General features: G+C 73.2%; 11 protein-coding genes. 6 read left to right on the forward strand and 5 right to left on the reverse strand.

Annotated elements, in window-relative coordinates:
- Positions 1 to 628 precede the first annotated feature (628 nt).
- The gene (locus tag K1J60_RS41040) at positions 629 to 1516 is read left to right on the forward strand and encodes an SMP-30/gluconolactonase/LRE family protein (protein WP_259408137.1); all 888 of its coding nucleotides are present in this window, start codon (positions 629 to 631) and stop codon (positions 1514 to 1516) included.
- 293 nt (positions 1517 to 1809) lie between these two features.
- Here K1J60_RS41040 and K1J60_RS41045 read toward each other — a convergent pair whose 3' ends face one another.
- The gene (locus K1J60_RS41045) at positions 1810 to 4107 is read right to left on the reverse strand and encodes a heavy metal translocating P-type ATPase (RefSeq protein ID WP_220650649.1); all 2298 of its coding nucleotides are present in this window, start codon (positions 4105 to 4107) and stop codon (positions 1810 to 1812) included.
- A 182-nt stretch (positions 4108 to 4289) separates the two neighbouring features.
- On the opposite strand from K1J60_RS41045, the gene K1J60_RS41050 reads away from it, so the two are divergent.
- Positions 4290 to 5246, forward strand: a complete 957-nt coding sequence (locus K1J60_RS41050) for a hypothetical protein (RefSeq protein WP_220650650.1) — start codon at positions 4290 to 4292, stop codon at positions 5244 to 5246.
- A 17-nt stretch (positions 5247 to 5263) separates the two neighbouring features.
- Here the strand turns inward: K1J60_RS41050 and K1J60_RS41055 are convergent, their stop codons facing one another.
- Both K1J60_RS41055 and K1J60_RS41060 read right to left on the reverse strand, forming a co-directional pair.
- Positions 5264 to 6763, reverse strand: coding sequence for an amidase (locus tag K1J60_RS41055; RefSeq protein WP_220650651.1), 1500 nt, complete (start codon positions 6761 to 6763; stop codon positions 5264 to 5266).
- Positions 6760 to 8100 (reverse strand): Nramp family divalent metal transporter, encoded by a 1341-nt coding sequence (locus K1J60_RS41060; protein ID WP_220650652.1) that lies wholly within the window; start codon positions 8098 to 8100, stop codon positions 6760 to 6762. The genes K1J60_RS41055 and K1J60_RS41060 overlap by 4 nt, the downstream gene beginning before the upstream one ends.
- A gap of 195 nt (positions 8101 to 8295) precedes the next feature.
- Between K1J60_RS41060 and K1J60_RS41065 the strand changes: the two genes are divergently transcribed.
- Positions 8296 to 9300: an Lrp/AsnC family transcriptional regulator gene (locus K1J60_RS41065; protein WP_220650653.1), complete on the forward strand. Its 1005-nt coding sequence runs from the start codon at positions 8296 to 8298 to the stop codon at positions 9298 to 9300.
- A gap of 32 nt (positions 9301 to 9332) precedes the next feature.
- On the opposite strand, the gene K1J60_RS41070 is transcribed toward K1J60_RS41065, so the two are convergent.
- On the reverse strand, positions 9333 to 10112 hold the full coding sequence (locus K1J60_RS41070; protein WP_220650654.1) for a DeoR/GlpR family DNA-binding transcription regulator: 780 nt from the start codon (positions 10110 to 10112) through the stop codon (positions 9333 to 9335).
- Positions 10113 to 10201: 89 nt separating this feature from the next.
- On the opposite strand from K1J60_RS41070, the gene K1J60_RS41075 reads away from it, so the two are divergent.
- From K1J60_RS41075 to K1J60_RS41085, 3 genes are all read left to right on the forward strand, one after another.
- Positions 10202 to 11092, forward strand: coding sequence for an SIS domain-containing protein (locus tag K1J60_RS41075; protein WP_220650655.1), 891 nt, complete (start codon positions 10202 to 10204; stop codon positions 11090 to 11092).
- A 34-nt stretch (positions 11093 to 11126) separates the two neighbouring features.
- Positions 11127 to 11999 (forward strand): class II fructose-bisphosphate aldolase, encoded by an 873-nt coding sequence (locus K1J60_RS41080; protein WP_220650656.1) that lies wholly within the window; start codon positions 11127 to 11129, stop codon positions 11997 to 11999.
- Between the two features lie 100 nt (positions 12000 to 12099).
- Complete coding sequence (locus K1J60_RS41085) at positions 12100 to 12897, forward strand: AraC family transcriptional regulator (RefSeq protein ID WP_220650657.1); 798 nt, start codon at positions 12100 to 12102, stop codon at positions 12895 to 12897.
- Here the strand turns inward: K1J60_RS41085 and K1J60_RS41090 are convergent.
- Positions 12884 to 14116: a methyltransferase gene (locus tag K1J60_RS41090; RefSeq protein ID WP_220650658.1), complete on the reverse strand. Its 1233-nt coding sequence runs from the start codon at positions 14114 to 14116 to the stop codon at positions 12884 to 12886. The two genes, K1J60_RS41085 and K1J60_RS41090, sit on opposite strands and share 14 nt — an antisense overlap.
- Between the last annotated feature and the right edge of the window lie 123 nt (positions 14117 to 14239).

Genomic DNA, 14239 nt, shown 5'->3' on the forward strand with positions numbered 1-14239 from the left:
TTCGCGGCACAAAATCAGGCTAGGTCGGGGCCGTGGCTGGGGCAAGGGTGCTCCGCAGGGCTGGGACCGTCGCCCTGGACCGGTTGCCTGTGGCCGGAACTGACCGGCTGGAGGCCCTGGAGGCCCTGGAGGCCCTGGAGACACGTCGTCACGCGGCGCCGTACGGCGCCGGCGCCCCGCCTGCGGCTGATCACCCGGCGGCCTGCGGACTCCTGCCGTACCGCCCTCCGCTCGTGGTCGAGAACGACGGTTCCTTCGGCACGGCGCCCGGCCCGTCGCCGGACTGTCGCCGACCCGCACACGGGCGGTCGGCTGGTGGCAGGAGAAGGCGGTGGTGAGGAGGCTCGTCGCCGCGCGAGACCGTCATCGCGCTCGGCCCGATCGGGCCCCTGTGGGGAACTCGACCGGCCGCATGCCGTGCGCCGTGCGGGCGATCACCCGGAGCCATGACTCCCGCCGCCGTCGACGGACGCGCCGTCATGGTCGTGTGGCACCGCCCCCCCCACGGCGTCCAGGCCCCATCCCAGGAGAGACCGATGCCCCCTCTTCCCCAGCTGCCCGCCGTCGCGGCGGTCACCGCCGCCGTCGCCCTCCTCGCCGCCGCCCCCCGCCGGACGGCGAGCAGACCGTGTCCCGTGCGCGTGTCGTCGCCCACTTCGACATCACCCGGGGCCAGACACCGGAGAACATCGCCCTCGAACCCGACGGCTCCGCCGACCTGACCTACTCGGCCGCCCGCCAGGTCGCCCACGTCACCAAGCAGGGACACACCCGCGTCCTCGCCACCCTGCCCGCCGAGCCGAATCCGCGGACGCCCCTGGTCGGCGACGACATCGTGCTCGGCATCGCCCGCGCCCACGACGGCACGCTCTACGTCACCTACGCCACCGGGACCGACAAGACGGGCGTCTGGCGCATCGTCCCCGGCGGCACGCCCCGGCAGATCGCCCAGCTGTCGGCGAACGGCCTGCCCAACGCCATCGGCCTCGACGAGCGCGGAGGCGTGCCCTACGTCGCCGACTCCGTGCCGGGAACAGTCTGGCGCGTCCCGCAGCGGGGCGGCACGCCCACGGCATGGGCCACGGGCGACGCCCTCCGACCGCTGCCCGCCTCGGAGGCCGGCTTCGGTGTCGGCGCGAACGGCCTCAAGGTCCACGACGGGGCCGTGTGGGTCTCCAACACCGACCGGAAGACCCTGCTGCGCGTCCCCGTCCGACAGGACGGCTCGGCGGGCACGGCCGAGACCCGCGCGACGGGACTCGCCGGGATCGACGACTTCGCCTTCACCGGGCGCGGAGACACCGTCCTCGCCGCCCTGTTCTTCAGCGACGAAGTAGCCCTCGTCCGCCCCGACGGCACGCGCACCGTCGTTCTCACCCGGGACGACGGACTCTCCAACCCCACTTCCGTGGCCGTACGCCACCGGACGGTGTACGTCCCCAGCGGCGCCTTCTTCACCCTGCGGGACCCGAACCTGCTGCTCGCCGCCCGCCTCGGCGATCATCACGCTGAGTGATCGTTCGCGTCGAATTCGATCAGCGTTCTTGACGGCTTTCCAGGGGCCGGAGCGGGAAATTCAGCAAGGGGCGCCCGGGTATTCAAAGGTGATCTCCCGGGCGGGGTCTCTGTGATTTACGGCACAGTCCGCGATTTCCGGCCAGGATGAACCGGCTCCGGCTATTCACGGCGTTTACGCCGAAGGCGGTGCGGGCGCCGAGGTCAATCGCTCCGCGGCTCCGCCGGGCGTGTCCCCGGTGAATTGGTGATGGTCACGAATTCACCCGGGCCGGGGCCCGGCGGGGAACGGCCTCACGGCGTCGGCCGGTCGATTCGGTCGGCTGCCCGGAACGTCCTCAGGCGCAGGGAGTTGCCGACGACGAAGACCGAGGAGAAGGCCATGGCCGCCCCCGCGATCATCGGGTTCAGGAGACCGGCCGCCGCGAGCGGCAGGGCGGCGACGTTGTAGGCGAAGGCCCAGAACAGGTTGGACCGGATCGTGCCGAGGGTCCGGCGGGCGAGGCGGATGGCGTCGGCCGCCGCGCGCAGGTCCCCTCGTACGAGGGTCAGGTCGCCGGCCTCGATCGCGGCGTCCGTCCCCGTGCCCATCGCCAGCCCCAGGTCGGCCTGGGCGAGCGCGGCCGCGTCGTTGACGCCGTCACCGACCATCGCGACCGAACGGCCCCGCGCCTGCAGTCGCTCGACGACATCGACCTTGTCCTGCGGCAGCACCTCCGCGATCACGTCCTCGGGTGCGATGCCGACCTCGCGGGCCACGGACTCGGCCACGGCCCGGTTGTCGCCGGTCAGCAGGATCGGGGTGAGGCCGAGCGCGCGCAGCCGGGCGATCGCCTCGGCACTGGTCTCCTTCACCGCGTCGGCCACTTCGAGGACCGCACGGACCTCGCCGTCCCAGGCGACCACGACGGCCGTGCGGCCCTCGGCCTCGGCCCGGTCCCGCGCCCGCCGCAGGCCCTCCGGCAGTTCCATGGCCCAGTCGGCGAGGAGCCGTTCGCGGCCGACGAGGACCGCGTGACCGTCGACGACGCCCTGCACCCCGAGGCCGGGCACGTTCGCGAAGTCCTCCGGGGTGGGCAGTGAGCCGAGCCGGGCCAGCGCGCCCTCGGCGACGGCGCGGGCGACCGGGTGCTCGGAGGCGTGCTCCAACGCGCCCGCCAGGCGGAGCACTTCGACCTCGTCGGTGCCGTCGGCGGGGTGCACGGCCAGCAGGGTCATCCGCCCGGTGGTGACGGTGCCGGTCTTGTCGAGGACGACGGTGTCGACCCTGCGCGTGGACTCCAGCACCTCCGGGCCCTTGATCAGGATGCCCAGCTGGGCGCCGCGCCCGGTGCCGACCAGCAGCGCGGTCGGCGTGGCGAGCCCCAGGGCGCAGGGGCAGGCGATGATCAGTACGGCGACCGCCGCGGTGAAGGCGGCCGTGGGCCCGGCGCCGTTGCCGAGCCAGAAGCCGAGGGTCCCCAGGGCGAGGGCGATCACGATCGGCACGAACACGGCGGAGATCCGGTCCGCGAGGCGCTGGGCCGAGGCCTTGCCGTTCTGCGCGTCCTCCACCAGCCTCGCCATCCGGGCCAGTTGGGTGTCGGCGCCGATCCTGGTGGCCTCGACGACGAGACGCCCACCCGCGTTCACGGTGGCACCGGTGACCGAGTCGCCGACCGCGACCTCCACCGGCACGGACTCGCCGGTCAGCATGGACGCGTCCACGGCGGACGAGCCCTCGACGACGGTCCCGTCGGTGGCGATCTTCTCGCCCGGACGCACCAGGAAGCGGTCGCCGACCCGCAACTCGGCGACGGGAACCGTGCGTTCGCCGCCGTCCGAGGTGAGCACGGTGACCTCCTTCGCGCCCAGCTCCAGCAACGCCCGCAGGGCCGCGCCCGCCTTCCGCTTGGAGCGGGCCTCGAAGTAGCGCCCGGCGAGGATGAAGGCGGTCACCCCGGCCGCGGCCTCCAGATAGATGGAGCCGGCGCCGTCACCCCGGACGATGGTCAGCTCGAAGGGGTGCGTCATGCCCGGCGTGCCCGCCGTCCCGAGGAACAGCGCCCACAGCGACCAGCCGAAGGCGGCCAGGGTGCCGATGGAGATGAGGGTGTCCATGGTGGCCGCCCCGTGCCGGGCGTTCGTCCAGGCGGCGCGGTGGAAGGGCCACCCGGCGTACGTCACCACGGGCGCCGCCAGCGTCAGGGACAGCCACTGCCAGTACTCGAACTGCAGCGCGGGGACCATGGCCATCGCGACGACGGGGACGGCCAGGGCCACCGCGGTGGTCAAGCGCTGCCGGAGCGGACGCAGTTCGTCGTCCGCCGCCTCGTCGGTGCCGTCGGGTTCGTCCCGGGCGGGCGAGGCGGGCGGGGCGGGCTCCCGTGCCGTGTAGCCGGTCGCCTCCACGGTGGCGATCAGGTCCCGCACCGAGACGCCGTCCGGGTAGCTGACCTTCGCCTTCTCGGTGGCGTAGTTGACCGTCGCGGTGACGCCCTCCATGCGGTTCAGCTTCTTCTCGACGCGGGCGGCGCAGGAGGCGCAGGTCATACCGCCGATGGCGAGCTCCACCTCCGCGGCGGTTCCGGTCCCGGTGCTGGTGACGGTCATGGGGTGCTCCCTCGTACGTCGTGGGCGGCGATCTTCATGGATACGGGGTGGGGGTATCCTGTCGCACTAGTGCCTGTATACCCCTCAGGGGTATAGATGGCAAGTTGCTCGCAGCGCTTGACTCTATACCCCCTAGGGGTATGGTGAGCTGTGTGAAGACCCGGACCTCGAAGGAGACGGCCATGAACACCGGACTGAGGATCACCGCGTTCGCCGCCGCGCTGGCCGCGACGTTCGGCACCGCCTACGGCGTGGGCAAGGGCATCGAACCCGTCGTGTCGGACACCGCCGGGAGCGACCCCGCACGCCACGACGACCACACCGAGGAGTCACCGGACCCCACAGGGGGCGCGGGCGCGCACACCGCCGCCCCGGCCGGCGGCCTGCAGATCTCCGAGGGCGGTTACACCCTCGACCTGCGCACCCCGAGCGTCACCGCAGGCCACCGCGCCGACCTGCGCTTCGTCATCCGGGACGAGCGGGGGCGCGCCGTCACCGCGTACCAGCGCGAGCACGACAAGGAACTCCACCTCATCCTCGCCTCACGCGACCTGGTCACCTATCGCCATCTGCACCCGACCCGCGCCGCCGACGGCACCTGGAGCACCCCGGTCGACCTGCCCGAGGCCGGCGGCTACCGCGTCTTCGCCGACTTCACCCCGGCCGGCGAGGACGCCGAGAACCTCACCCTCGGCGCCGACCTCGCGGCCTCGGGGACGTACAAGCCGCGCAAGCTCCCGGCACCGGGCGACACCGCCGAGGTCAACGGCTACGACGTCGAACTGGACGGCGGCCTGCGCCCGGGTGCCGCGAGCGAGCTGAAGCTGAAGGTCTCCCGCGACGGCAAGCCCGTCACCGACCTCCAGCCCTACCTGGGCGCGTACGGCCACCTGGTCGCCCTGCGCTCCGGCGACCTCGCCTACCTGCACGTCCATCCCAACGGTGAGCCCGGCGACGGCACGACCGAGCCCGGCCCGGACATCTCCTTCACGGCCACCGCCCCCAGCGTCGGCACCTACCGCCTCTTCCTCGACTTCAAGCACGAGGGCAAGGTCCGCACGGCGACGTTCACGGTCGAGGCCGGGGAAGCGGCGGCGCCGGGCCCGGCGGAAGAACCTCCGGCCGAACACGCGCACTGACGGCGACGGTCGAGCACTCAGCCGCCGGTCGTCACCACCGGAGGCCGCCGCTCCCCGAACCGCGTCACCCGCTCGAAGGCGTACCCGGCCTTCAGGACCGACCAGTCCCGCCGGTGCGGGCCCACGATCTGCAGTCCGACCGGCAGTCCCCCCGGGGTGAACCCGGCAGGGACGGACAGGGCCGGGCAGCCCGTGACGGAGATCAGGTACGCCGAGCGCATCCAGTCGAGATAGGTCTCCATGGGGGTGCCGTCCACGACCGTCGGGTACGCCAGCCCGATGTCGAAGGGCGCGACCTGACTGACCGGCAGCAACAACAGGTCGTACCGCTCGAAGAACTCACGGACCCGGTGGAAGAGCGCGCCGTGCAGCGCCTGGGCCCGCCCGAGGTCGGGGCCGCCGAGCCTGCGGCCCTCCTCGATGTTCCAGACGACGTCCGGGGACAGCAGGTCGCGGTGCTCGTCCAGCAGCGCCCCGTAGGAGAGCTCAACCTGCCAGGCGCGCTGGGCGAGGAACACCTCGTCCGCGCCGCTGAGGTCCGGACAGGCCTCCTCGACCTCGCAGCCCAGCGCGGCGAACACCTCCGGCGCGGCCCGCAGCGCCTCCCGTACCTCCGCGTCGACGGGCACGGCCCCGCCGAGATCGGGCGAGAAGGCGACCCGCAACCCCCGCACGTGGCCGTCGAGCTGCCAGGCGAAGGTGGAGCCGGGCGTCTGCAGGGAGCGCGGATCGCGGGGATCCGGGCCCGCCAGCACGGACAGGGTCAGCGCGACGTCCGCCACGGTCCGGGCCATCGGACCCTTCACCGACAGCTGACCCCAGGGCGCCTTGTCGGGCCAGGACGGCACCCGGCCCGGCGACGGGCGCAGCCCGACGACGTTGTTGAAGGAGGCCGGATTGCGCAGCGAGCCGCCGGTGTCGCTGCCGTCGGCGATGGGCTGCATCCCGCAGGCCAGGGCCGCCCCCGCCCCACCGCTGCTGCCGCCCGCGCTGCGGGAGAGGTCATAGGGGTTGCGGGTGGCCCCGAAGACGGGGTTGACGGTGTGCGAACCCAGGCCCAGTTCGGGCACGTTGGTCTTCCCGAGCGTGATCGCGCCCGCCTTCCGCAGCCGCTCGACGACCAGATGGTCACGGTCGGGCACCCGCTCGGCGAAGACCGGTGAACCGGACGTCGTCCGGATGCCCGCCGTGTCGTGCAGGTCCTTGTGCGCGACCGGCAGCCCGTGCAGCGGACCGACCGGCTCCCCGGCCGCCATCCGGTCGTCCGCCTCGGACGCCTGCTCCAGCGCCCGGTCGGCCACCAGCGTCACGATCGCGTTCACCGCCGGATCGACCCGCTCGATCCGCTCCAGATGGGCCGTCACCACCTCCCGCGCCGAGATCTCGCGGCGCGCCAGCGCGACGGCGAGTTCGTACGCGGTCCGGAAGCACAGATCCTCCGACGGGTCGGCGTCGCCCGTCGGGTTCACCGGGTACGTGGCGGGATGGTCGACGAGATGATGCACGAGGTGGTTCACGCCCCTCCCAGGGACTCCTTGAGCTGGACGACGGCGAGTACTCCGAAGAGCACGAAGGAGCCGCCCAGCAGCGTGTTCGAGATGGTCCGGTTGCGCAGGGCCGGCTCCACGCCCCGGCGGTTGAGCAGCATCAGCAGCGCGCCGGAGAGCAGCGGCAGGATCAGCGAGCCGACGGCGGCGTAGGTGAGGACCAGGGACACCGGCCGGCCCAGGAAGGTGACGGCGACCGAGGTCACGGCGCAGTAGAGGACGAACAGCCGGAACGGGCGGCCGTTCTGCGCGATGTGCGGCTCCGCCTCGGCGTCCGGGATGCCCCGCAGCGCCCGCAGCGAGTCGGCGAGCAGGTAGCACAGGCCGTTGAAGCCACCGACCAGCGCGCTGAGCGTCACCAGGAAGAACGTGCCCAGGAACAGCACCCGGGCCACCGACCCCAGATCGGCGCCGAGCGGATCGGCGAGTGCGGCCAGCCCCTCGCTGCCGGTGATGCTGCCGCCCGTGCCGTACAGCAGGCCCGTGCCCACCACCGTCGTGCACAGCACGAACAGCAGCGTGACGCCGTAACTCACCGCCGAGTCCGTACGCATCAGCCGCAGTCGGCTCCGGTCCGCCCAGCCCTTCTCCCGTACCCAGTAGCTGTACGAGGCGATCCCGGCCGTCCCGCCCACGCCGCCGACGAGCGCCAGCACCGTCACCACGTCGCCCTCCGGCAGCCTCGGGCGCAGGGTGCCGAGCAGGCCGGGCAGATCGTCGGCGGTGGCGAGGGTGGTCACCGCGAGGACGGCCATGCCGAGGAACTTGGCGAGCATGAAGACGCTCATCACCCGCTCGAACACCGCGTACCGCCCGATGTACACGATCGCCGCCGCCGTGAGCGCGATGACGACGGCCACGGGCCTGACGGGCAGCACGGGGAACAGCGTGGACAGCGCCAGGGACGCCACCGAGCCGAGCGCCGCCCCGTACAGCAGCCCGATGACCAGGACGAAGAGCATGAAGGCCGCCGGGAGCCAGCGGGCGGCCGACTTCAGGCCGGCGATCACGGTCTGCCCGGTGGCCAGGTACAGGCGGCCCACCGCCTCGGTGAGCGCGTACTTCAGGACGACGCCGATGACGATGGCCCACATCAGCGCCATCCCGTAGCCGGCCGCGCCCGCGAGCGACGTCACCATGTCCCCGGCGCCCACACTGGCGGCCGCCAGCACCAGCCCGGGACCCAGGAGAGCCGGTCGGCCCCGCCGGACGCCCGGCGGGCGGAGCGGCACCGGCGTGGCCGTGTCGGTGCTGTCGGTGGCCGGGGAAGGTGGGGGACCGCCAGGAGTCACAGTCACGTCGACCATCTCCGTAGATCGGGGAGTCACGGGAGTCATGGGTTCGTGCGGCTCGTGCGGGCCGAGAGGGACGGGTGCGCGGTCCGCACGGCGGGGAGACCGTGCGGGACCATGCGATTCCACTTCACGGAAGGCTGGGCCACGGCGACGGAAGGGAACAAGAAGGGCTGCGGAGTTGACGGAATCCGCCATACTCTGAGGCCGATGGACGCACAGCGGACCGGCCCCGTGACGGATTCACTGGACCGGCGCATCATCAGCGCGCTGCAGATCGACGGCCGGGCCGCCTGGCACCGCATCGCGGCGGCCCTCGGCGAGCCCGAACGCACCGTCGTCCGCCGCGGCACCCGACTGTTGGAGTCCGGCCTCGTACGGATCGGGGCGATGGCGATGCGCGGCCGCAGCGTGGTGGTCGGCGTCCGCTGCGCCCCCGGCCGGGCCCGGATCACCGCCACCGCGCTGGCCCGCAGGCCCGACTGCGTCTTCGCCCACGTCCTCACCGGAACCCCGGACTGCCTGGCGGAACTGCGCTGGCCCCGAGAACGGCTGGCGGGACTGGTACTGGACGAACTCGCCGGTCTGCCGGGCGTGGTGGAGACCCGCACCCTGCCCGTGCTGCGCCATGTCCGCACCATCCGCGAGTGGCACGCGGGCCTGCTCACCGAGGCCGAGATCGCCGCCCTGAAGGGCTCCGCCCGCGCCGACGCCGCGTCACCGCCGGTCACCGATCCCCTGCCGGCAGGGGAGACGCCCCTCGAACTCTCGCGCGCCGACCGCCTGTTGCTGCACGCCCTCGCCGACGACGGGCGCCGCACCTACGACGAACTCGGGCGCGTCTCGGGCGTGTCGGAGGCCACCGCGAGACGACGCCTCGGCGCGTTGCGGCGCGAGGGCAAGGTCCGCATCCGTGCCGTGATCGAACCCGCGGTGCTCGGACTGCCCGTCGAGGCCGTCCTGTGGGTCCGCACGCCCCCGGCCCGGGTCGACACCGTGACGGCGGCGCTCGCCGCGTCCGCCCACGTCCGCTACGCCAGCTTCGTCACCGGAGCACGCCAGCTCCTCGTCCTCACCGCGTTCCCCGACGAGACCGCTCTCCACGACTTCGTCACCCGCTCCCCGTGGCTCGCCGACGTGGCGTCGGTCGACGTCTCCCTCGTCCTCACCACCCTGAAGCGCGGCGGCATGCCGGCCCCCTGGCTCCAGGACTGACCCGGTGCCACTCCGGCTCGCGGCGGCGGGCCTCAGACGGCGACGACCCGCACCCCGGCCTCCTCGAACCGCCGCACCGTCGCGGGCCCGGCGGCCGAGTCCGTGACCAACGTGTCCACCGCCTCCGTCGCACAGATCCAGGCGAAGGCCCGCCGCCCCAGCTTGCTGGAGTCGGCCGCGACGACCACCCGCTCGGCCCGCTCGCACAGCAGTCGGTTGACGGCTGCCTCCGCCTCGTCGTGCGCGGCGGCGCCATGGGTCACGTCGAGAGCGACGACACCGAGCACGGCCACGTCCAGGGTGATCCGGTCCAGCACACCGTCGGCGAGCGGACCGACGAGCTCGTAGGACTGGGCGCGGGCCACCCCGCCCGTCACCACGATCTTGAACTGGGGACGCACCGCCAGCTCGCTCGCGATGTTCAGCGCGTTCGTGACGACGGTCAGCGCGGGCGCGCCGGACGCCAGATCGCCCCGCACGGCCAGCGCCCGCGCCACCTCCGTGGTCGTCGTGCCACCGGTCAGGCCCACCGCCTCGCCGGGCGCGACGAGATCCGCCACCGCCTTGGCGATGCGCTGCTTCTCGGTGGCGCGCCGGGCCGTCTTGTAGCGCAGCGGCAGCTCGTACGAGACGCCGTGCACGACCGCCCCGCCCCGGGTGCGCACGAGCATCTGCTGTTCCGCCAGCCGGTCGAGGTCGCGCCGGATCGTCGCGGCGGACACCCCCAGCTCGGCGGCCGCCTCCTCGACGTCCAGCCGTCCCCGTTCGACAAGCAGTTCGAGCAGCGTCTGCCAGCGTTCGTCGCGGGACATCTGTCTCCTCGTGCTTGAAGTTGCTCGAAAAGTGACTATAACTTGCAGAAGTAAGCATGAGCCTTGCGTATCCCGGGGAGGGTTCCCGCATGACCCATGTCGAGGACGAGCTGAACAGCCAGCCCGAGTGCTGGGCCCGCGTCGCGGCCGGCGCGACGGAACACGCCGGGGTCCTGCCGACGCCGGGGGAACGGGTGGCGCTCGTCGGCTGCGGAACGTCGTACTTCATGGCGCAGGCCGCCGCCGGCTTGCGCGAGCGGGCCGGGCAGGGGGAGACCGACGCCTTCGCGGCCTCCGAGTTTCCCCACGGGCGGGCCTACGACCGCGTCGTCGCCCTCACCCGCTCCGGCACCACCACCGAGGTGCTCGACCTGCTGGGCGCGCTGCGCGGCCGTACCCGGACGACGGCGATCACCGCCGACCCGGACACCCCCGTCATGACGACCGCGGACGACCTCGTCGTGCTGGACTTCGCCGACGAGAAGTCCGTCGTCCAGACCCGCTTCGCCACCACCGCCCTCACCCTCCTGCGCGCCCACCTCGGTCTGCACACCGAGGCCGTCGTCACCGACGCGCGTGCCGCGTTGGAGGCGCCGCTGCCCGAAGGGCTCGTCGAGAGCGCCCAGTTCACCTTCCTCGGCCGGGGCTGGACCGTGGGCCTCGCCCAGGAGGCCGCGCTGAAGATGCGCGAGGCCGCCCTCGCGTGGAGCGAGGCCTACCCGGCGATGGAGTACCGGCACGGCCCGATCAGCGTCACGACCCGGTCCACGGCGACCTGGATGCTCGGCGAGGCGCCGGAAGGTCTGGCCGAGCAGGTGCGGGAGACCGGGGCGACCTGGGTCTCCGGCGCGCTCGATCCGCTCGCCGAACTGGTCCGCGCCCAGCGGCTCGCCGTGGCCGTGGCAGCCGCGCGCGGTCTCGATCCCGACCGACCGCGCCACCTCACACGCTCGGTGATCCTCGACGCCGACGCCCGCTGAACCGACCCGGACCACCGCCGAACAAGGAGGAGCCGTGCCCCTCACGACGACCGGTGCGCTGATCACCGGGGCCGCCGCAGCGGACTCCGCCGTGGCCGCGTTCAACGTCATCACCCTGGAACACGTCGAGGCGATCGTCGCGGGCGCCGAGTCCGTCGCCGCGCCGGTGGTCCTCCAGGTCAGCGAGAACGCCGTCAAGTTCCACGACGGGGACCTGCTTCCGCTGGCCCGCGCCGCGTCCGCCGCCGCCGAGCGGACGGCAGTGCCCGTCGCGCTCCACCTCGACCACGTCCGCAGCGAGGATCTGCTGCGCCGGGCGGCCGACGCCGGCTTCAGCTCCGTGATGTACGACGCCTCCCGCCTGCCCTACCTGGACAACCTCGCCGCGACCCACGCCGCCGTGGAGTGGGCGCACGGCCAGGGGCTCTGGATCGAGGCCGAGTTGGGGCAGGTCGGGGGCAAGAACGGCGCCCCGCCGCTCGACGCGCACGCGCCCGGCGCCCGTACCGACCCCGAGGAGGCGCGGGCCTTCGTGGCGGACTCGGGCGTGGACGCGCTCGCCGTCGCCATCGGCAGTTCCCACGCGATGACCACCCGCACCGCCGCCCTCGACCACGTCCTGCTGAAACGGCTGTCCGCCGCCCTGGACGTCCCCCTCGTCCTGCACGGCTCCTCCGGAGTCCCGGACGACGAACTGCGCGCGGCCGTGGCGGGCGGCATCGCCAAGGTCAACATCGGCACCGCGCTCAACATCGCCCTGACCGGCGCGGTCCGGGAGCACCTCGCCGCCCGCCCCGACGTGGTGGACCCGCGCACCTACCTCGCGGCGGGCCGGACGGCGATGGCGGAGACGGTGGCCCGGCTGATCGGCGTCCTGCGGACGGAAGGGACCCCTCCGTCCGCGTAAGGGCCCGTACGCGTCCGTCCCGCGTGGGAATGTGACCGTCTCGCGACGCACGGCTCCCCGGGAGCGGAGTGTGATGCCCGTCACTGATACTTTTCCGTTCATGCGGGAGACGGAGATCCACCTCGGTGAGCCGCCGGACGTCGCCCTCATCGGCGTCGGCGTGCACGGCGTCGCGAGCCGCACGGACGTCTTCCGGCTGCCGGAGCTGTGGCAGCTGCACCTCTACCAGTACGAGGCCGAACTGACCGTCGACGGCACCCCCCACACCATCCGCCCCGGCCGGGTCAGCCTCGTCCCGCCGGGCACCACCGTCCGCTACCGCTACCGGGGCCGCTCCGAACACCTCTTCGCCCATCTGCGCATCCCCCCGTCCGGAGCGCCCCGCACGGTTCCGGTCGTCCAGGACACCGGCCCCGAACTGCCCGCGCTCACCGGCCTGTTGCTCCAGGCGGTGGCCGCAGCCCCGAGCGAGCCGGACCGCACCCGGGCCGAACTCTGGACCGCCCTGTGGCGGGTCGCCCAGCTGACCCCGCCCGTCGCGGCCGCCCCCGGGCCGCACCCGGCGGTCACCACCGCCATCGCCCACATCGAGGCCCATCTGGCCGCCCCGCTCACCATCCCGGAGGTGGCACGCGTCGCCGGGGTCTCCCACAACCATCTGACCCGGCTGTTCCACGCCGAGACCGGCGGCACCGTCGTCGCCTACATCAGACGCCGCAGACTCGAACGCGCCCACCATCTGCTGCGCGCCACGACCCTGTCCATCCCCGCCGTGGCCGCCTCCGTCGGCATCCCCGACCTCCAGGCCTTCAACAAGGCCTGCCGCCGGGAACTGGGAGCGTCGCCGCGCGCCTTGCGCGGGGCCACCTTCCCGGCGGGTGTCGCTAACTCCGCCTGACCGCCCTGAGCACCACGAACTTGGCGTCGCTCGCGACGAGTTCGCTGTTGCCGAAGATCCGCCGCAGCGTCACGTGATAGCCCAGATGACGGTTCCCCACCACCCAGAGCTCACCACCGGGCCGCAACGCCCGCCGCGCCCCGCTGAACATCCGTCGTGCCGTGGCGTCGGTCGTCGCCTGGTGGGAGTGGAACGGCGGGTTGTTCAGGACGAGATCGACACTCCCCGGCGCGAATCCCTCCAACCCGTCACCGACCCGGAACTCGACCGTTCCGTCGGCCGCCCCGGCTGCCGTTCCCTCGGCCGTCCCTGCCGCCGTCCCGCGCGCCGCCGCGCCGTCCTTCCCGCCGGCCTCCGGCAGGTTCGCCCGGTACGTGGCCCGCGCCGAGGCCACCGCCTGGTACGACTCGTCGACGAACACCACCTCGGCGTCCGGATCGGCCAGCGCCACCGCCGTACCGACCACGCCGTTCCCGCACCCCAGATCGACGACCCGCCCGCCGCGCGGAGCCTTCGGGAGCTGCCGCAGGAAGAACCTCGTGCCGACGTCGAGCCGGTCGGCACAGAACACGCCCGCGTGGTTGACGACCGCGCGTCCCGCCAGGACGCCGATGTCGTCCGGCAGCCGATAGGTGTACGGCCAGGGATCGTCCCCCCGGGCCCCGACGGTCTTCGCGTCCGGGGCGCAGAAGATCAGCCGTGCCTTCTGCCGGGCGAGCGAGGTGCGGGTCGGGCCGAGGATCCGCTCGAAGAGCCTCAGCGTCGAGGTGTGGATCTCCTTGACCATGCCGGTGCCGATCACGACCGTGCCCTCGTGCACGCCGGGCGCGAGCCGGTGCAGCTGGTCCTCCAGGAGCGCGAGGCTCTTGGGGACCCGTACGAGGAGCACGTCGACCCGGTCCGGGGGCGTGTCCCGGGTGGTGAGCAGCCGTACGGTGTCCGCCTCGACGCCGTTGCGTTCCAGGTTGGCCCGCGTCGCCTCCCGGCTCAGGAACGAGTCGGTGATCTGCGTCGGCCGGTGCGCGGCGAGCGCGGTGGTCAGCGCGCCCCAGCGGTCCCCGACGACCACGAGCGTCCCGTCCAGCCGCGTCCCGCTCTCCGCGAGGTGGCGCAGCAGATACGCGTCGGACGCGTCCCAGGCGCGCAGCGGGTCACGGGGATCCTCGGGAAAGCGGGCCAGGGCGTAGTCGCCCTCGGGCGCGGTCATACGGTCGCTCATCGTGCGCCCAGGCTAACCGAGCACGACCCCGGTTCCGGCCGTCGGGCAGCCGTGCGGGACGGAGGACCCATGGACGCGAGCGGCCCCGCGGGACGAGGGCCCCGGCGGACATCGAGCGGCGTG

It is taken from the genome of Streptomyces akebiae, from assembly GCF_019599145.1.
GTDB lineage: Bacteria > Actinomycetota > Actinomycetes > Streptomycetales > Streptomycetaceae > Streptomyces > Streptomyces akebiae.